The 19019-nt window shown below is 58.8% G+C and carries 13 protein-coding genes; 8 read left to right on the forward strand and 5 right to left on the reverse strand.

Annotated features, from left to right (window positions below; translation table 11 throughout):
- Positions 1-83: 83 nt before the first annotated feature.
- Complete coding sequence (locus ACTHV6_RS05060; protein WP_441386191.1) at positions 84-1751, reverse strand: hypothetical protein; 1668 nt, start codon at positions 1749-1751, stop codon at positions 84-86.
- A 261-nt stretch (positions 1752-2012) separates the two neighbouring features.
- On the opposite strand from ACTHV6_RS05060, the gene ACTHV6_RS05065 reads away from it, so the two are divergent.
- From ACTHV6_RS05065 to ACTHV6_RS05080, 4 genes are all read left to right on the forward strand, one after another.
- Entirely contained in the window at positions 2013-3041 is a 1029-nt protein-coding gene (locus ACTHV6_RS05065) for a LacI family DNA-binding transcriptional regulator (RefSeq protein WP_441386192.1), read from the forward strand.
- Between the two features lie 78 nt (positions 3042-3119).
- Positions 3120-4604 carry an NAD(P)H-quinone dehydrogenase gene (locus ACTHV6_RS05070; protein ID WP_441386193.1) on the forward strand — a complete coding sequence of 495 codons (1485 nt, stop codon included), beginning with the start codon at positions 3120-3122 and terminating at the stop codon, positions 4602-4604.
- Between the two features lie 262 nt (positions 4605-4866).
- Positions 4867-6252: an MFS transporter gene (locus ACTHV6_RS05075; protein ID WP_441386194.1), complete on the forward strand. Its 1386-nt coding sequence runs from the start codon at positions 4867-4869 to the stop codon at positions 6250-6252.
- Between the two features lie 57 nt (positions 6253-6309).
- Positions 6310-7794: a glycoside hydrolase family 32 protein gene (locus tag ACTHV6_RS05080; RefSeq protein ID WP_441386195.1), complete on the forward strand. Its 1485-nt coding sequence runs from the start codon at positions 6310-6312 to the stop codon at positions 7792-7794.
- A 94-nt stretch (positions 7795-7888) separates the two neighbouring features.
- Here ACTHV6_RS05080 and ACTHV6_RS05085 read toward each other — a convergent pair whose 3' ends face one another.
- Positions 7889-8533 carry a hypothetical protein gene (locus tag ACTHV6_RS05085; protein ID WP_441386196.1) on the reverse strand — a complete coding sequence of 215 codons (645 nt, stop codon included), beginning with the start codon at positions 8531-8533 and terminating at the stop codon, positions 7889-7891.
- Positions 8534-8539: 6 nt separating this feature from the next.
- Positions 8540-10105: a PspC domain-containing protein gene (locus ACTHV6_RS05090; RefSeq protein ID WP_441386197.1), complete on the reverse strand. Its 1566-nt coding sequence runs from the start codon at positions 10103-10105 to the stop codon at positions 8540-8542.
- 103 nt (positions 10106-10208) lie between these two features.
- Between ACTHV6_RS05090 and ACTHV6_RS05095 the strand changes: the two genes are divergently transcribed.
- Positions 10209-11528, forward strand: a complete 1320-nt coding sequence (locus tag ACTHV6_RS05095; RefSeq protein ID WP_441386198.1) for an ATP-binding protein — start codon at positions 10209-10211, stop codon at positions 11526-11528.
- Between the two features lie 79 nt (positions 11529-11607).
- Here ACTHV6_RS05095 and ACTHV6_RS05100 read toward each other — a convergent pair whose 3' ends face one another.
- Positions 11608-11982 carry a hypothetical protein gene (locus tag ACTHV6_RS05100; RefSeq protein ID WP_441386199.1) on the reverse strand — a complete coding sequence of 125 codons (375 nt, stop codon included), beginning with the start codon at positions 11980-11982 and terminating at the stop codon, positions 11608-11610.
- A complete protein-coding gene (locus ACTHV6_RS05105) occupies positions 11976-13124 on the reverse strand; it encodes a TRAFAC clade GTPase domain-containing protein (RefSeq protein ID WP_441386200.1) in 1149 nt (382 codons plus the stop codon). Before ACTHV6_RS05105 ends, ACTHV6_RS05100 begins: the two co-directional genes overlap by 7 nt.
- 399 nt (positions 13125-13523) lie before the next feature.
- Here ACTHV6_RS05105 and ACTHV6_RS05110 point away from each other — a divergent pair, with 399 nt between their 5' ends.
- The 3 genes from ACTHV6_RS05110 to ACTHV6_RS05120 all read left to right on the forward strand — a co-directional run bounded on the left by ACTHV6_RS05110 (position 13524) and on the right by ACTHV6_RS05120 (position 18678).
- Positions 13524-14423: a glycine betaine ABC transporter substrate-binding protein gene (locus ACTHV6_RS05110; protein ID WP_441386201.1), complete on the forward strand. Its 900-nt coding sequence runs from the start codon at positions 13524-13526 to the stop codon at positions 14421-14423.
- Between the two features lie 304 nt (positions 14424-14727).
- Entirely contained in the window at positions 14728-15978 is a 1251-nt protein-coding gene (locus tag ACTHV6_RS05115) for a glycoside hydrolase (RefSeq protein ID WP_441386202.1), read from the forward strand.
- A gap of 33 nt (positions 15979-16011) precedes the next feature.
- Positions 16012-18678, forward strand: coding sequence for an Ig-like domain-containing protein (locus ACTHV6_RS05120; RefSeq protein ID WP_441386203.1), 2667 nt, complete (start codon positions 16012-16014; stop codon positions 18676-18678).
- Positions 18679-19019: the final 341 nt, after the last annotated feature.

Here is a 19019-nt window from a genome sequence, read left to right on the forward strand (position 1 = left end):
TTAAGGCCCTAAAGTTACCTCATGGGTTGGTCCCTGTGCCCTTGTGGCCCTGCACCTCGGCAGCCGCCCAGCACAGCGCACCTCTAGAAATCCCGATGCGCCGCCTCGCTCAACTCTTCGAGCTGCTCGGGCGTGGGGAAACCGCGAACTTCCCAGCGCGGGGGCCACACGCCTTCGGCCTGATGAAAGCCTTCGGGCCACATGTCTAGAGCGACGTGGAAGCGGATCGTGATGGTTTCACCCTTGTCCTCGTCCCACGGCAAATCGCTGGGCTGACGCACGAAGGAAACGAAATCGGTTTGAGGTAGAGAAGCCTCGTGATCGCGGCTGGTGTACTGGCAGTTGGATACGTGGCTGCCGGAGCGCAGATGATGAACGCTGAAGGGCTTGAGTTCCAGATCCATGCCCTCCCACTTCATGATCTCTTTTGCCTGACAGTCATAGATCCGCTTGCGGTAGGTGGTCCGCAACTCCTCCAGAATCCGCGCTGCCGGGTGATCGGACATCGGAATCCACTCTTTCCAGCCGTCTGATGCGACCGTGTGGGGGAGGGGGTAGACGGCATCGCCATCCACATCGTGCCCGCGAAGGTTCTCGAGCAGGAGCGGGAGCTTCGGATCATCGGCCATGACGGCGAAGAAGGACGTGCGGCTCGCTGGCACAAACAGCGGCAGTGAGCCGGGATACTCCTGCACCAGCGATTCGGAAATAGTTTGCGCCATGTCAAGATCCGCAAACCACGAGCTCTGATAGTTGTTGGGAGATGTCAGCCAAAACACCTGTGCGCCCGAAACGTCCGCGATACCCAATTCGATGCCTGCCTGGCCCTCGTGGAAGTTCAGTTGGCGCAGCTCCTCCACGGCGTCAACGAACAGCGGGCCCAATTCCGGGGCGATTCCGCGTTCGTCAAGATCGGAGAAAAAGAGAGGCTGGATCGTATCCGGATGATCGTCCGCCAGCCCCACGCCAATGAAATCCGTGAGAGGAAGGTACACCATCGAATCGTCATGCTGATGGTTATGGGAAGGAAGGAAGTAATCCGCTGGCCGCACGATCGGGAGCCGGTGCACTTCGCCGCTGGATTCCTCAGAATCCGGACCCTCCGAATCTGGTCCCTCCACCGATTCCTCTTTGCCTTCTGGGCCTGACGTGAGGCCGGCAGTCAATGGGGACTGAGAAGTGAAGGCACTCATGATCGCATCGAACACCGAGCTGAGGGAGGGGCGTCCTTCTCGGGAATCCGCGTTGCCGCGGCCACCCTTCGAGGGAGCCTTGCCGTCGGGTGAGCGGCCGGACCCGCCGAAACCGCCCGTCTTCTTTACGCTGCCTGAGTCCCGGGTGCTGCTCGCTCCGTCAGCGTTGCCTGCACTGCCCGCGTTGCCCAGATTTCCTGCGCCGCCCGCACCGCCTACATCCCGCGCGCCCCCTGCACCGCCAGCCTTCGATTGTCCACCCGCTGTCCCAGAAGAGCCTGCCCCGCTAGACCCCGCCCCGCTAGACCCCGCCCCGTTTTCACCTTCGGCCACAGCGGTATCGGCCTGTTGAACGCCGATGCCAATCAGCTTGTTCAGAACGCTCCTGCGGGCGGGTTCAGGCTTGGATTCGTCGATCATCTGGTTGGGACGGAAGCGAAAGGCGCGCCCATCGGCCAACAGAACATCCAGCCACTCACCGTCCGAATTAACGAATGCCCCGTTGAGATCGGGGTGTTCGGCAGCGACGTCTAGAACCCAGTCCATGAATTGTGACATAGGGCCATTGTCCCCCGCTTGGCGCCTCATGTGGAAGGAGTTCTCGGACGGTGAAGGCTGCGTGGTTCTCGCGTTCGATGTTGTATGACCCGGTTGTACTGCCGGGGAAGCAGCGCGTTCCCCGCTAGACTATGGGGGTCTATTCAGTCGCACGTAGTTGATTGGCACACCAGCCGGCAGGTTGACTCACACGTTGATCGCCGCACCGGCCGGGACGCGAGTTGGCACGTTGATGGCAACATTCGAAGGTAAGGAGAGCCCGTGGCAAAACGAGTCACGCTGGCGGATATCGCACGCAGCACGGGGCTCTCTGCTGCCACGGTCAGCATGGCGCTGAACGGCCGCCAGAACTCGCGGATTCCCGAAAGCACGGCGGCACGGGTTCGCGAGGCCGCAGAGCAGCTCGGGTATTCGCCCGATGTCAACGCCCGGGGTTTGCGCACGGGCCGCACGCAGGCCATCGGTTTTGTGTCCGATGAGGTCACGCTCACCCGCTATGCGTCTGCGATGATCCGTGGGCTATTGGACGAATCCGCCAAGCGAAACTTCGTTGTGATGATGGCCGAAGGCGGGACCGGTTCGGCGGAGCAGCGCCACGGAGTGGGGGCTTTGCTGGGTAGGCGGATTGACGGGCTTATCTTTGGGCAGATGCGCTCGCGGCAGATTCAACTGCCTGATCTCAATATTCAAGTGCCCGTTGTGATCGTCAATGGAACGGCGCCCGGCCACACCTCGGTTCTTCCCGATGAACACACAGCCGGCCGGAAGGCGGTGGAGCATCTGGTGTCCAAGGGCCACACGAAGATCGCCCTCATCGGCCGGTCCCGCGAGCATCTGGATCCCACGGTTTCGGTGACTATCCCGGCGCGCATGCGGGGGATTGATGAGGCGATGGAGGCCGCCGGGCTCGCCTTCGTCACGGAGTTCGAGGGTGCCGATTGGGAGCCGGAACTCGGGCGCGCGGGCGCCCAGCACATCATCGATTCAGAGGACGTGACGGCCGTGATCGCGGCCAATGATCGCATCGCCTTCGGAGTTTTGCAGGAGGCCGATAGCCGCGGGTTGTCCGTCCCGGGCGATATTTCGATTATTTCGTTCGACGACGAATCCCTCGCTACGTACGTGCGCCCTCAGCTAAGCACGGTGCGGCTTCCGTACAAGGAGATGGGGGAGGCGGCAATGAGCATGCTGTTGGACTCGATTGTGGACGCCAAGCCGCTGGACCAAGAAACCGTTTATGTGCCGATGCCGTTAGTGGAACGAGGATCGGTAGGCGAGGCGCGCGGGTAAGGCATACGGATCGCGGGGTCACCAGATCCTTTCGGGTAATGCACCCGCGATCTCCCGGAATCTGCAAAGATATAGGTTATGTCAGCACATGATCCGGTCACCCCAGAATCGCCAGAGGCAACGTCATCTCCCAGCTTCACCCAACATTCGGGTCATGACAATGCATCGCCCGTACGGGCTGGCGCCCAGGTGGCCATTATCGGGGGAGGCCCCGGCGGCTATGAGGCGGCAACCGTGGCCGCCCGGATGGGCGCACAAGTCACGCTGATTGAAACGCGTGGGCTCGGGGGCTCGGCGGTACTGACCGACGTTGTCCCTTCTAAGACCCTTATTGCCACGGCCGAGCAAGCTCAAGAAACAAGCGAAGCAAGCGAACTTGGGATTGCCACCTCAGTTGTGAGTATCGATATGACTCAGGTGAACGGACGCGTTCGCCACCTCGCACAATCACAATCATCCGATATCCGAGACTCGTTGGAGAACTTGGGTGTGCAGGTGATTTCTGGACGGGCACGGCTCAAACCGGGCATCGATGATCGTGGGCGCCGGACCATCAGCGTGGCACTCCCGGATGAGGACGCGTTCAATCTGGAATTGAGCGCAGATATTGTGCTTCTAGCTACGGGAGCGAGCCCGCGAGAACTGCCCTCTGCCAAACCCGATGGCCACCGCATCTTTACGTGGGCGCAGCTCTATAACTTAGAGGAGCTGCCCGAACACCTCATCGTGGTGGGCTCGGGCGTTACGGGCGCCGAATTCGCCAGTGCTTATCGGGGCCTCGGCGCCAAGGTCACGCTTGTCTCTTCCCGTGACCGAATCTTGCCGGGGGAAGATACGGATGCCGCGGAGATCATTGAGCGAGTATTTGTTGAACGAGGGATGCAGATCGAGAGGCGCTCGCGGGCCTTGTCAGCTACCGCCACTGATGATGGTGTGGAGGTGACGCTCAACGATGGGCGCACGATTCACGGATCCCACTGCCTCATGGCGGTTGGTGCTGTCCCGAATACACAGGACCTAGGCCTTGCCGAAGCTGGTGTGGAAACAACGGATACCGATCACATCCGCGTGGATCGAGTCTCGCGCACTACCAGTTACCGCGTATACGCAGCGGGAGACTGTACGGGGGTGCTGCCGCTCGCCTCGGTGGCCGCCCAGCAGGGGCGCATCGCCATGTGGCACGCGCTCGGGGATTCGTTGGATCCCATGGACGCGGATGCCGTGGCACGTGCGGTTTTCACCTCACCTGAGGTGGCGGCCGTTGGAGTCTCCGAGGAGGCCGCACGCAAAGCGGGCTACAAGGTCCGCGTGGCCAAGCTTCCCTTAGCCCGCAATCCCCGTGCCAAAATGCAGAGCGTGGATGAAGGCTTCGTTAAGATCATTTCTTCGCGATCCGGGATCGTCAAGGGCGGGGTGGTCGTTGGTCCGCACGCATCGGATCTCATTTTCCCCCTCACGCTGGCCGTTCACTCGCGCATGACGGTTGATCAGCTCTCGTCGGCTTCCACCATCTACCCCTCGATTTCCGGGACGATCTCCGAAGTAGCGCGGATGCTGCACTGATCGGCCGCGCAGGCGGATACGAACGCATCAGCCCGGCGTATGGGACTTAGGGCCGTGCGAAACGCCGCAGGCTCGTCGGCATGTCCACAAAAGTGACGCGCAACACAATCTAGCTTGTCGAAAAACCTTGTGCCCTTCCGGGCGAGGGCATAGATTAACACCAAGCTTAATCGATTAAGCAAAGAACGCTTAGCCCTTAAGTTCCACATAAGATGGCGGTCCACCGGATGCACCGCCACTGCGAAGGAAGGAACTGTCCACGATGGCCAGCTTCATACAATCGTTCAAGAACACGGGGTATCTGCAGAGCTCCGTTAATCTTCTGCTGTTCTTCATGTCCTGGGGGATCTGGTGGTCCTTCTTCCAGCTGTGGCTGAAAAAGGACATCGCCGAAGGCGGTCTAGGTTTCACCAACACCCAAGTTGGCACCGTCTACTCCATCAACTCGCTCGCCACACTCGTCATCATGTTTGCCTACGGCACACTTCAGGACAGGCTGGGGTACAAGCGCCACATTCAGGTTTTCATCGCAGCCATTTCGGCTCTGGTTGGTCCGTTTGTCATTTACGTGTATGAGCCTCTTCTGCACAACAACTTCATGCTGGGGGCGATACTTGGCTCCATCGTTCTATCGTGTGGCTTCATGTCTGGTGTTGGCCTTCTTGAGGCCCTCGCGGAACGCTTCTCGCGCCGCTACAACTTCGAATACGGTCAAGCGCGCATGTGGGGTTCATTCGGCTATGCGCTGGTTGCCCTTATGGCAGGCTTCCTCTTCACGATTAACCCGCACATCGACTTCTGGCTCGGATCCCTGTTTGGCTTAGCCAACCTGATGATCGTCCTGTTCTGGAAGGCGCCAACCCCCGGGGCAAAGGCGGCCAAAGTTGAGGCAGAATCCACGCAGCCTGGCTTCCGCGAGATGGCAAGTTTGCTGAGGATGCCAGCGCTCTGGATCGTCATTGTCATTGTGTTCTTCTCGTGGACGTTCTACACGGTGTTCGATCAGCAGATGTTCCCGGACTTCTACACGAGCCTGTTCGATACTCGGGAAGCGGGCGAACGCACATACGGTGTACTCAACTCTGTTCAGGTGTTTGCCGAGGCAGCGATGATGGGTGTTGTTCCGCTCATCATGCGGAAAATCGGCGTACACAACACCTTGCTCTGCGGCTTTGCCGTGATGTCCTTGCGTATCTTGGGCTGCGCGGTATTCGCAGATCCGGTCATGATCTCGATCGTCAAGATGTTCCACGCACTTGAGGTTCCGCTGTGCACACTGCCGATTATCCGCTATTTCACTCTTCATTTTAATCCGGCGCTGTCTGCAACGCTGTATCTGGTTGGATTCCAGGTGTCCTCTCAGCTAGGGAACGTTGTCCTTTCCCCGATCCTCGGCGCCCTCAATGACGCTCAGGGTTACCAGCCCACATTCTTCCTGATCTCGGCTGTTGTGGCCTGCGCTGGAGTATTCGGCTTCTTCACCTTGAAGAAGGATCACGAACAGGTTCTGGGCGATCCATTCATCCGGGATCCAAAGAAGGTTAAGGGCGGAGTGGAACCCAAGCCAGCTGCTGCACCTACTCAGGCGCCAACTGTTCCCCACGCGCCCACACAGCCCGCTCAGGATGAGGACGATACCCTCAAGTAGAGCACACCGCACACCGCACGATAACTCGTAACCCGCACTGTCCCAAAGGAGGGACCCATGAAAGAGCAACTCGCTAAAGCAGAAGAATCCGTAGCCAAACTCCAGGCCAACCGAAACGATCGCTGGTACCCCACGTTCCACATTGCCGCCCCTGGCGGGTGGATCAATGATCCCAACGGAGTGTCCTTCTTCAAAGGTCGCTACCACGTGTACTTCCAGCACAATCCCTTCTCAACCCACCACGCCACGATGCACTGGGGGCATGTCTCCTCCACGGATATGGTGACGTGGAAGCGTGAGCCGATCGCCTTCGCACCATCCATCGAGGCGGATCGGGACGGGGTGTTCTCCGGATCGGCGGTTTCCTCCGATGATGGTGACACCATGTATGTGTACTACACAGGGCACCGCTGGGCCAACGGCGTGAACGAGGATGAAGGAAACGATCAGGTCCAGTGCCTCGCAACCTCTCAGGACGCCATCAGCTTCGAGAAGCAGGGCGTTGTAGTGCGCGGACCCGAAGAGCTCCCCCACTTCCGTGATCCTAAGGTCTGGAAGATGGGCGACACGTGGTACATGGTGTTTGGTGCCTGCTCGGTGGAAAACCGCGGTGAAGTCTGGCTCTACACCTCCGCGAATATGGAGGACTGGGAGTTCGATTCCATCCTGTTCCGCGATCCTGACCCAGAGGCATTCATGTTGGAGTGCCCGGACTTCTTCCCGTTGGGAGACAAGTGGGTGCTCGTGTACTGCCCGATGGGGCCGGCCATCTCCGGGTACGCAAACCGCAACGGTCACAACGCAGGCTACGTAGTGGGCACGTGGGCACCTGGCGAACCGTTCATTCAGACAAAGGAATACGATCTGGAGGATTGGGGGCATAACTTTTACGCTCCCCAGAGCTTCGAATCGCCTGATGGCCGCCGCATTCAGTACGGCTGGATGGGAAGTTTCAATCATCCCTTGGCCTCGCAGGAAGCCGACGGATGGTCTGGCCAGCTCACGGTTGCACGCGAGCTCTCCTTGAACGCGGATGGCGCGCTGACCGCATGGCCGATTGCTGAGGTTGAGGAGCTTCGCGTATCCACTAGGGAGATCGGCCCCGTGAACCTTGGCTTCGATGAGAGCTTGAGACTCGTGGATGATGCGACGGCCGTGGATATCGAGCTGGAGATCGATCTGGCAGCAACCACCGCGAATCGCGTGGGGCTGCAGGTCCACAAGACCGAGGATGGCCACCACTCCTACGTGTACTACGACGATCTCGCTGGCCGCGTAGGAATCGACGGCCGCCTCAGCTACGCGGGTGAATCCGGCTATCGCGCGGCGGCGGTCAATCCCGGGGCGGACAACAAGCTCCAGCTCCGAATTCTCGTGGATCGCGGATCGATTGAAGTGTTCGTCAACCACGGCGAGGCCACGGTCACTTCCTTCTCATTCCCGGCAGATGGCCCGCGCGCCATCGAACTCTGTTCGGAAGCCGGTACAGCGGCCATCACGGATCTGCGAGTTCACTCGCTACGGTCCATTTGGGAGAACTAAGCGGCGTTTCCTGAGTCTGGGATCGTCATACGGGAGTAGCTCTGGACTATCCAGAGCTACTCCCGCATTCGGTGTTGTAGGTGTGGCACGTGGTCTAGTTGGAATCAATCCGCAGGTTTGCAGAAGGAGATTTCACGTCGACGACGATTTTCGCCTCGCCAATCTCACCGATACCGCGGCCCAGCAAGATCGCCTGACTACCGGACGCTGCAAATGAGTAGTCCGTTATAGAGGGTTCGCCGAGCTTGTGCAGCCCGAGTCCCACATCCACCGCGATGGAGCCGCTGCCCATGTCCAAGCGGATGGCAATGGGAGTCTCCGCATTGATCAGCAGCGCAATGTCACCATCTAGAGCCTCAAGCGGAACAACGGTGACGGCTTCGCCGGGTTCAACCCATCGGAGGTCCGCCGTGACGCGGCCGCCTGGGGAGTAGGCGCCTGCCGTGGCCTGATCGGGTGTCAACGGAATGAACTGACGCTCGGGTTCGTGCACATGTGTTGTGCTGGACCCACCCGGGTAGGAGTAGGCGGGGGCTTCGCCCTTCTTTCGCGGCCAGAACGCCGCAGTCAGCAGAAGGACTGCGGTGACGAGAAGTAGGCCAACAACAATCCACGTCAGGCTGAACGCCGGAGAGAAGAAGATGCTATATCCGAAGGAGGAAGCTAGCGCGGTGCTGCCGATGAGCAAAGCCAGCAAGCCGATAAAGATCGTGCCGAAAACTGGGCGGTAATTCTTCATGGTTTCTTACTCTCCTTGCGTTGGTGAAGGCTCAGGGGTGGGATAGCCCTCTGCCAATTGCTTGATGTTGATGGTGGACATGGAAGCTTGAAGGTTAATGACAATATCGGCGTCACTCACCTTGTTAATCCCTCCAAGAAAGACAGTCCCCGAATCGTTCCCTTGCAGCGGGTTACTCATGATGTAGGCGTTGGAGTGAGCTCGCCACTGTTCGTCCCAGTCCTCGTCCCAGTCCTCATCCTCGGCAGCCTCACTGGCGATTTCTTCCCATTCGGGATCGGTTTCGAAATAGATGGCATTCGCATCATTGGCATCCACATCAGCCCGATAGGGCCTATCCACATCGAGGTCTGACATGGTGATATCCGCAATGATGGCAACCTTCTGGCCTTCGGTGAACCGTAGATCCACATTGGACATGGAGGCGCTGACGTTGATCGGGTCCGAATCGGTTGGCGAATCCAGCTCTGAGAGATTGATGTATGCCGAACCCATCGTTGAGGAGTACCCCGTCCCCACTTGCTCAATGGAGGCAGGTTTCCACATTTGATACCGCAGGGATGAGGAGTTCGAATACGTCTGCGTGTTGATCAACATGATCGGTGCGGCACACAGCATGGCAACGATGGCGAAGAAAGAGAGAATCCCTCCTCGTCTACCGAAGATTCCGATCACCAACACCACCGCTCCAAACGCGAGCGAGGTGAACGCGATCGTGGCAGGGAGCTGATGTGCGCTTGCGTCCGTGCCTTCCAGCGTCAGGAGAAAGCCGGCAATCAGAAGCAGGACTACTGCGAGCAGGCCGGACAAGGCCCTGCCTGAGAGGCGCCTGCGTGCGCGCGTTGCTTCCTTGCGCTTGCGTGCCTCCTCGCGCTCACGTTCCTTACGCTGGCGCTCGTGGCGAATGTGGGGATCCTCAGGATGAGGATCCCACGCCCCTTTTGGGGACGGGGCGCCTTCCGCCTGCTGTTGTGAAGATTGTTGCTGCGAGGGTTGCTGTGAGGGCGTCGATCCATCCGAGGTTTCAGAGTGAGTTCGTCCATCCGGAGCAACCGGGAGCGTGACAGTGCCGCCATCTAGTGGTTCGCCGGAAGCCCTTGGCTGATCGGGGTTGTAGGGGGTGGACGTTGGGGGAGAGGCTTCGCCGTCGTCGTCAAAAACAATCGGACCACTGTCCGGGCCGTTTTTGCGGAACGAGTTGTAGCACACCACTCCAATCACAATTGCGATAATCAGGCCGAGCGTGCTGGTGAAGCTGAGGCCTGTGAATACTGCGATTGCAACGATAAGGAGTGCGGCGGCGGCCACGAAGCCGCCCGGGAGGCGGCCGCGGGTGAGTTCTTGGGCATGGATTTCGCCGGTGAATTCTTCGGGCAGGAAGGCCCAGCACAGTGCGTACAGCATCGCGCCGGCGCCGCCAGCGAACGTGAGTGCAAGGAAGCCTGCGCGCACCAGAAGTGGGTCCACGTTCCACTTGCGGGCGAGCCCGGCCGAGACGCCGCCGATCGGCGCATCTGCCGCGCGTTCAACCCCGAGTGACCGGATCGTTGAGAAGAAAGATGTTTGTGACATGTTTCCAGTGTGGCGGTTGCGGGCGGGCAGCGGTATTGGGGATCACCCTGAATAAACCCTGAATCAGTAGGAGGGAGGGCGGCTGGCGTGGAAGGATCGGGGTATGGAGGATAGTGCTGCTCACGAAGGTCAGGGTGCGGGGCCCGGGGACGGGGCTCGGGCTGGTGCTCACGTGCGCTACCCGCTGCGCCGGCCGCGCAGTGGACGCGTGATCTTTGGGGTGTGCCAGGGGATTGCCGATCATCTGGATGTGCCGGTCAAAACCGTGCGAATCGTCATGGCGCTGTCCATCTTCATGTTTGGCGCCGGGATCTTCCTCTACATGTGGCTGTTTGTTGCCGTATCGGCTTCGAACGAACGCCCTCCCTCGGTGAAGCTGGCGCCGGCGCCGCGTAAGGAGCTGGGCAGGCGGCAGAAGCTGCTTGCCTACGCGGGGCTCGCGGTGGTGGCAGCGGTGGTGGTGTGGACGGCGGGCGTGCTGGATATCCCCTGGGGGACCGTTTTGGCCGTGGCGTGCATCGTGGCTGGCGGTGGGCTGGCGTGGTCCAACCTTTCGGCCGAACTCACCACGAATCAGGCCATGGTGCGGCTGGGCGTTGGGATCGGGCTACTCGTGATTGGTGTGCTGGTGCTGACCGCTCGCGACCAGCCGCTCGGGAGCGTGCTGGCCTCTGTGCTGCTGGGGGTCGCAATCTTGACCGTGGCAGGTTTGGCGCTCTGGCCCGTGATTCAGCGGCTATTGCGCGAGTTGCGCGACGCGGAAGAAAAGAGTGCACGCGAATCCGAGCGTGCCCAGATGGCCGCGCACCTCCACGATTCTGTGCTGCAAACCCTCACTCTTATCCGGAACCAAGCCGGCGATCCGGAGGCTGTGCGGCGGCTCGCTCGCGTTCAGGAGCGCCAGCTGCGCTCGTGGCTGTACAGCGAGAGTGGGGATGGTGGCTCGGGTGCAGGCTCGGGCTCGGGCTCGGGCGGCAATGGCGGTGCCGCTGGGGGCGGCGAAGGTGGCCGTGGCGCCGGCGATGGTCAGCGGCGGGTGGCGGTGAGTGAGGCGATTAAGGGCGCCGCAGCCCAGATCGAGGATCTTTATGGTGTGGGAATTGAGGCTGTTGTTGTGGGCGAGGGGCCGGCCGGGGCGGCCGTGGATATGCTGGTGGCTGCCACGAAGGAGGCGCTGGCCAACGCCGTTCGCCACGGGGCGCCGCCCGTCAGCTTGTACGCGGAGCTGGCTAGGGATGGCGCTAGCGTTTACGTTCGTGATCACGGCTCAGGATTCGATCTTGACGGCATTCCCGAGGACCGCCACGGTGTGCGCGATTCGATCATCGGGCGTGTGGAGCGGGCCGGGGGCAGCGTGGCATTCCGGCGCCGCGATCCAGGGACCGAAGTGGAGATGACCGTGCCGTGGGGGCGGCGGGGGTAGGTTCGGTGTGCCAAGAGTTTGTGCGAAAGTCCAAAGTCTGAGTAGTCGCTCGGGCTACTCTTCTGGACGTGCACTGGATTTAGCTGCGCTCCTTATTGAGCTTGGATTCCACGAAATCCGGTGACGGAGCATCGCCATCCCACACGGCGCCATATATATCGGCGACTAGGGGCCAGATACGATCAACAGCCACCTCAGCCGAGGAGATGCCTTGCGCGATGGAATCGGGGATCACAAAATCGTGATAAATGATGCGCCCGGCCTTGTCTTGGCGTCCCAAAGGATCGGGAAACCTCAGTGCTTGACCGTTGCTACCGTGTTGGTACACGGACGGCTCCTCTTCGACACCGTTAAAGGCCTCTTCGTACACGGAAAGCGGGTGGGAGTAACCTCCGTTTAAGAGAAACCGTGAGCCCCATGTATAGCCTCGCGTTGCCCAGAGGAGCTCTACCATGCGCTCTTCTCCAAGACGTCTTGGTCGACGCCATCCATAAGGTCAAGTCTGAACTGCGCAAGCATGGCTGACAAATAGTCGCGATCTTCCATTGCCCGATCAACTAGTTGTTGGAGCTTATCTTTGCTCAGCATGACTAAGCTGACTATTGCGGGGGACAGCAGTCTCGACAGCCATTTTCCGACCCCCGGAACATGCTCGAGGATCTTAGCTATGAAGGGCGTTAGGACTCTTGCTAGGTCATCCGCATTGTCCACGAGCTTTTGGAGGACCTTGAAAGGAATGTTCAGACTTTCTGCCCACTGGGTTACTCTCTCGAGAGGCAGCATAGTGGCGATTGGCAGGATGAGGTCTAGACCGATGCGGTTGGTAATTTCAATTCTCTCGGTTTCGAACTTGGCGGAAGAGAGCAACAGAAAGTCTTCGCCAAGGGAAAGAGCTTCCGGAACCTCGACGAAGCTTCGCAGTGTTTTGTGCAGGATGGCCAGATCGTCAGCTGACTTTCGTTCGACAAGATCTTTAAAGCTCTGAACGTTCATGGTGGGGTGAAGATCTGCTTTGGATAGTGCAAGAACCCAGATCCTAGGAAACTCTTCTAATGGTTTACCGTCCGTCAGGATGTCGTCTCTTAGCCTGCCGAGTCCTTCATCGATGTTCCAAAGGACTGACTTCAGATACTTCTCCTCTTCACCGGCATATTCTAGAAGCTTCTGGCCATCGATGAGCACAACGGCTACATCTGAAGTCATGAGCCTCTTGAATGTCTCAATTCGACGCTGGGCCTCTTCGGCATCACTCGGTTCTTCTTCGAACCATTCACCCGGGTAGTCGTGCCAGACAAGTCGGAGCGCGTTGAAGGAGTGCTCCGTCGAGGTGTCATCTTCGTTTGGTCTGACCGTAAACGAATAGGATTTGGCCTCGAAGCGGGTTGCAAGAGGTGCCTGCGCGTCGTCACGCATGCGCAGATAGTTCTGCCGTAGCCGCCTCCCTTGTCCTGTGTCATCAGCCAGTACCCGATACGGATTAGCTTTCCGGAAGGACGGCTCCTGAGTCGCGCCGAAAAATGAGGAGAGAAGGACGGTCTTGCCGCTACCAGTTTCGCCGAAAACTGCGATGTTTTGTTCTTTTGCTTTGAGTGCCATGCTCGTTGGTACCGTTCTACTGCCAGAATGGGTGGGATTCATTCTAAGTATGGACTATGAACGAAATCGATGAGTGCGTAATCCAAAAGTCCCGAAAAGTCTGTGCCTTTGCGCCAGATTCTTCTCGCTTTGACTTCGGTCTGATCTATTTCAGCAGATCATTGATTCCAAAAGTCGTGCTTGGCGTGTGGCGCTCTGGTGGATCTCAATACTTTGGGGCGTTAAGCGTAAATCCAGATCGGCATGATCGCGCCAGAGGAGCGGCTGTAAGCCCAGTAAATTCGTGCGATAGAGCGGTTTGTGGGTGTGGCTGACGTCATGTTTAAGTGTTGCACTGAGCGCGGAACCTTGGTAGGCATGATGCGACGCAATACCCAGCAACCTAGGAGCGCCGTAAAAATGAATCACCCCAAGAAGCTCGCAAGTCTTGCTTCAATTGTCGCTGCCGGCTCGCTTGTCCTAGCCGGATGTAGCGGGGATGATGGCGGGGAACGCAAAGGATCGCTAACCATTGGTGCCGTTCCCGGATGGACGGACGGAACAGGCACGGCTTACCTGTACAAGCATGTGCTGGAAGAAAATGGATATGACGTTGAAGTTGAGGAGCTGGGCGATAACGCCCTCGTGTACAGCGGCGTTGCCCAAGGACAGTTAGACCTGTTCGGATCGGCGTGGATTGATAGAACTCAACTCTCGTATTGGGAGGAATATGGGGATTCTATGGAGGATCTCGGCTCGTACTATGACGACGCCCGATTGTTCCTCGCGGTTCCCGAGTATTCCGAGATGGAATCAATCGAGGACATCCCCGACCATGCCGCAGAGCTGGAAAACCAGATTATCGGCATCGAGCCCGGTGCCGGCCTCACCTTAATTACCGAGGAAGAGGTCATGCCGCACTACGGGTTGGATGGCAATTTTGAGCTCGTTCAGTCCTCCACTGCCGCGATGATTAGCGAGATGGAGAATGCTCTCAACAATGAGCGTGAAATCGTCGTGACTCTTTGGACGCCATTCTGGGCAGAGGTGAACTACCCTGTCCGTGAGCTTGAAGATCCCGATGGAATCTACGGAGAAGCTGAAGCACTCCACACCGTGGGACGCGATGGCTTCGCTGAAGACTTCCCTGAGGTGGCCGCCATGGTCGAGGAATTCTCGATGACCGACGAAGAATTCGCTAGCTTGGAAGACACGATGGTCAACGAATTTGAAGGTAGCGATGATGAGGCTGCTGTCGAGGCTTGGATGGAAGAGAACCCTGAGTTTGTAGATAACCTCGCCGCGCAGCTGGATGGCTAACATTCTTTGAGGTCTAGTGGCTCTGCCGCGGAAGGGCGGGGGCAAGGAGGTATCCTTGTCCCCGCCCTTCATTCCACGTTGGGCAGTCTTCTTTTCCCGTCGAGCCGCGATTCTTCACAATGAAAAGCGCCTGCTCTTCTTAGAATCGCTTGACAGTGCTAGTTCCAAGATGGAAAGCTCAGTACCACCGAATGTTTGCGTAACCATGATCTACCCAACCGTGTTTGCGTAACCATCCACCAGGGGGGACGTTCGGTTTTCGCACAGTGAAGTGAGCCGGACGTGGTCCAGTGAAGGAGAGCCAATGATGTGGTCTCGAGGAAGTACGGAATCCTCACCGAAGAAACGTCAAGTAGTAGGAATAAGAAAGAAGGCGGCAGCAGCCGTCACGGGCGGAGCGATGGCGGTCACCGCCTTTGCTGGTTTCGCGATTCCCGCAGCAGCCGGTCCAGCAGGCCAAGATGCGGTCAAACTCAGCCCCGCCGCACAAGCGCAGGGCGGCGTGACGATCGCCCCGAATCCCTCCTACAAAAGCGATCCATTCGAGGGCTGGGGGACCAGCCTCGTGTGGTTCGCCAATGCCACGGGTTTGTATCCGGACGATATCAGGGAGGACCTGCGGTCCAAGCTTTTCGATGATGACGGGCTGAACCTCAACATCGCCCGCTACAACGTGGGTGGCGGGGACGCCACAGACGTGCCGCCTTACCTGCGCGCCGGCGGCGCGGTTCCGGGATGGTGGAATCCCGATTTAGGGATTTCCGACGACGACGGGTTAGTTACCTCCACCTACGATGATCGCGACCGGTACAACGCGGTGTGGGATGGCGACAACCCGGAGCATTACAATTTCGATGCCGATATGGGGCAGCGTTGGTGGGTAGACGCCATTAAGGATGACGTCACCCATTTTGAAGCGTTCCCCAATTCCCCTCCCTATTTCTTGACGGAGAGCGGATTCGTCTCTGGCGGAATCAACAACGCTACGAGCGAGCAGCTGGCACCCGAGAACATGGAGGCCTTCGCGGACTACATGGTCACGGTTGTGGAGCATCTTGAGAACGAATACGGCGTGGAGTTCTCCACTATCACTCCGTTCAATGAGCCCAACACGAACTATTGGTCCGCATCGGTTCCCGAGGGTGAAAAGTTCCCGAACAGCGAGTCGCGCCAAGAGGGCGCGCACATCGGGCCCGAGGCTCAGAACCAGATGATTCCTGTGCTGGCTGATCGCCTAGCGGAGCCGGGTACCACCACCAAGGCCGTGATTTCGGCGATGGATGAGACCAACCCAGGTACGTTCATCACGAACTTTAACGCCTACGGTGCCGAGTCCCGCGAGGCAGTAGGCCAATATAACGTTCACTCCTATGGTCAGGGATCTAGCTTGGGTGCCCGCGACATCGCGAAATCCGAAAAGACTCCACTATGGATGAGCGAGGTTGAGGGTGATTGGGCCGGTGTTTCGGGCTTCGACCCACTCAATATGAACAACGGCTTGGGAATGTCCAAGCATATCGTCGACGATCTTCGGAACCTTGAGCCCACCGCGTGAGTGTTGTGGCAGCCTGTTGAGGATACCTACAACATGGAGAAGGACGAGAAGCTCAATTGGGGCACCGTCTTTATTGATTTCGATTGCGATGAGAATGGAAACTCGGTCCGACGCCTCGAAGATGGCGATGCCGATCCTTCGTGCAAGGTGGAAACCAACGCAAAATACAACACCTTCCGCAACTTCTCCCATTACATCGTCCCGGGTGATCAGCTGATCCCGAGCGGGAATGACAACGCCGCTGCAGCCGTGAAGGCTGAGGGCAACGCGATGACCTCCGTGTACGTCAATCAGGGCGGCGCAGAATCGGTCACCATCGATCTGAACAACTTCGGCTCATTCGATGGAGCGACGGTTACCCCTATCATTACCACGGCTCCCGAAGCTGGTGAAGATATCGAGACCTCGAACGCTCTTGTTGAGGGCGATCCGGTGACCGTTGGAGACGACGGCACTGCAACCCTTCAGGTTCCGGCCGAATCGGTTGTGACCTTCCAAGTTGAGGGTGTCTCGGGCGTATCTGATGAGGCGCCTCAGTTTGCTGACGGCGCCACCTACCAGATCACAGGTAATGGCTCTGGCTTGCCGCTGACGGCAAATTCCAGCGGCGGAGTTGAGATCAACAACCTCAGTGCGGATACCGCACAGCGCCAGCTCTGGACGGTCAACACCGTCAACGGCGAAGGAACCAACCATCAGGAAATCACACTGACCAACGGGGAAGGCGAAGTCCTTCAGGAGGTTAACGGCGGCGTTCAAGCTGTGAAGCCCAGTGGTGATCCCGCAAGTAACCCGTCGATGCTCTGGATTCCGAGCACAACTAACGGACGCGACTTCTCGCTCCAGCCCACCACTAGCAGGAACGGTCTGGACATCATCGATCAGGCGAGTAGTCCGGGTTCAAGGATCGGCCTGTACCAGTTCAACAACGGTGCCCACCAGCGCTGGATGCTTCAGGACACCACTCTGGAAGGTTTCCAACCCATCACGATCAACGCTGACGCAGGAACGGCGCCAACACTCCCCGAAACGGCAACCCCGATATACGCATACGGTGTGGGTGAGAACGTTGATGTCACATGGGATACCGAAGGCGCGGACTGGGATACCCCCGGAACCATTGTTCTTGCAGGTTCAGGAATTGATGGATACGGCCGAGCCTTCGACAATGCGGAGCTGACCATGGAGATTGGCGGGGCCACGAGCTCCGATCCCACCTCGATGACGGTTCGCCAAGGTATCGCATTGGACATTGTGCAGGCGCAGGCACCAACGACGGTCCAAGGCCACGTGGGAGCCTCCGAGAACCGCTTCGATATGGACGTCACGTGGAATTGGGACGGTCTGGATGATTCGACGTTCGCTGATCTCGGTGTTGTTAGTGTTTCGGGTACGGCCACAGCCACTGGTGGTTCGGTTGATGCCACGCTCAATGTAATCGTCACCGATTCAGAAGACGTCAACATTGCGCCAGACTCCAGTCCGAGTGCCACGTTCACCGAATCGGGATACAACGTTGCCAATACGATCGACGGCGTGACCACGGACAAGGCGTGGTCCAACTGGAAGAGCGCCCCGTCGCGCACTGAGGACACTCTGACCTACGAATGGGACACGGATCATGAGCTGACCTCAGCCAAGATCTTCTTCCTCAAGGACGGTACAGATAGTTGGCCTGCAACGATCACCCCTGAGTATCGGAATCTGGAAAAGGGTGACTGGACGGCGCTTGAACCCGTCGTCGTCGCCGAAGAAAAAGATGATCCCGCACCAGTGGTCGATATCGATCTGGGCGTCCAGTCCGACGCTGTCCGGTTCGTGCTGACCGGGCGCGCGGACACCCACATCATCGTGGCTGAAACTGAGGTGTATTCCCCTGCGGCTAGTGCTTCCTCATACTCCGAGCTGGCCCGCTTGACGGTCGGCGGCGCGAATGTGGAGGGCTTCGATCCGGAGATGCTCGATTACGAGGTGACATACGAGGGGACGGATTACCCGACGGTAAACGCGGTCCCGCTGGATCGGGATGCGACGGTGGAGATTACACAAGCGACCGCCGATAATCCGGTGGCAACCGTGGTGGTGACTTCCGCTGACGGCACGTCAACCACCACGTACACTGTCGCGATCGATCTGGTGGAGCCGCCGGTTCTGCCCAGTGTCGAGTTCGTGGACTTGGGTGAGGGAGCGGTTGTTGAGCGCGGCCAGGACGTGACGGCCATCGTCTCGGATGCCGAGGAGGGGGCGGCTGGCGAATTCGGCTTCCACTCCGATCCGGTTGTCTTGGCCGAGGGTGCCGCTGATGAGACCGGGGCCATCGAGTTGACGGGCGCTATTCCTGAGGATGCGGAGCCTGGCGCGCACGCTCTGGTTGTGACGCTCGATGACGAAGAGCTGGGGCGCGTGAACGTCACCGTTCCTTCGGACGATGGTGGCGATCCGGGCACCGATCCGACCGACCCATCGGAACCTGACCCGGATCCCACAGATCCGTCAGACCCTGATACGGACCCGAGTGATCCGGGTGAGTCAGGCGGTCCAAGTGACCCGGGTGCCGAGCCAAGCGATTCAGCGCCTTCGGATGGTGAATCCGGCGGGCTACCTAACACCGGAGCCAACGCGGCTCTTGGTGTGGTTGGTCTGATGCTGGTATTGGCCGGCGGTGCAGTTTTGGTGCTGCGGAGGGCCGCGAATCAGTAGTAAGTAGCGGGTGCTGTGCACCTAGGTGACACGGGCCAGCGCGTACGTGCTGAACAGGAAGGGGAGCAACTCATTCTTTCGAGTGGGTTGCTCCCCCTTCTTTGTGCCGGTTCCGTCATACCCGCTGTAGGTCAGAAGGTTTTGTCATGGGCTGGCATGCCTCGGGATGGGTACTAAGACAGATTCTCACGAATCTCGAACGCTGTGATCGAGTTTGATGAGAGTTTGATGAAGCGTTCCCAAATGACGGTCTATCAAACTCTTCTCCGTCTGATAAGTGTCCCTTTGACGGATTCAGTTCCGTATATGGTGTGAGCCGTCGCTATACGCATGGCTGCTAC

Origin of the sequence: Ancrocorticia sp. (assembly GCF_052089425.1) — a bacterium.
Lineage (GTDB): Bacteria > Actinomycetota > Actinomycetes > Actinomycetales > Actinomycetaceae > Ancrocorticia.

What these genes read in the sequence shown, in the direction of transcription:
- ACTHV6_RS05060 (WP_441386191.1), bottom strand. Translation starts at nt 1,751, where the DNA reads ATGTCACAATTCATGGACTGGGTTCTAGACGTCGCTGCCGAACACCCC.
- ACTHV6_RS05070 (WP_441386193.1), top strand. Translation starts at nt 3,120, where the DNA reads ATGTCAGCACATGATCCGGTCACCCCAGAATCGCCAGAGGCAACGTCA.
- ACTHV6_RS05075 (WP_441386194.1), top strand. Translation starts at nt 4,867, where the DNA reads ATGGCCAGCTTCATACAATCGTTCAAGAACACGGGGTATCTGCAGAGC.
- ACTHV6_RS05080 (WP_441386195.1), top strand. Translation starts at nt 6,310, where the DNA reads ATGAAAGAGCAACTCGCTAAAGCAGAAGAATCCGTAGCCAAACTCCAG.
- ACTHV6_RS05085 (WP_441386196.1), bottom strand. Translation starts at nt 8,533, where the DNA reads ATGAAGAATTACCGCCCAGTTTTCGGCACGATCTTTATCGGCTTGCTG.
- ACTHV6_RS05090 (WP_441386197.1), bottom strand. Translation starts at nt 10,105, where the DNA reads ATGTCACAAACATCTTTCTTCTCAACGATCCGGTCACTCGGGGTTGAA.
- ACTHV6_RS05095 (WP_441386198.1), top strand. Translation starts at nt 10,209, where the DNA reads ATGGAGGATAGTGCTGCTCACGAAGGTCAGGGTGCGGGGCCCGGGGAC.
- ACTHV6_RS05100 (WP_441386199.1), bottom strand. Translation starts at nt 11,982, where the DNA reads ATGGTAGAGCTCCTCTGGGCAACGCGAGGCTATACATGGGGCTCACGG.
- ACTHV6_RS05105 (WP_441386200.1), bottom strand. Translation starts at nt 13,124, where the DNA reads ATGGCACTCAAAGCAAAAGAACAAAACATCGCAGTTTTCGGCGAAACT.
- ACTHV6_RS05110 (WP_441386201.1), top strand. Translation starts at nt 13,524, where the DNA reads ATGAATCACCCCAAGAAGCTCGCAAGTCTTGCTTCAATTGTCGCTGCC.
- ACTHV6_RS05115 (WP_441386202.1), top strand. Translation starts at nt 14,728, where the DNA reads ATGATGTGGTCTCGAGGAAGTACGGAATCCTCACCGAAGAAACGTCAA.
- ACTHV6_RS05120 (WP_441386203.1), top strand. Translation starts at nt 16,012, where the DNA reads ATGGAGAAGGACGAGAAGCTCAATTGGGGCACCGTCTTTATTGATTTC.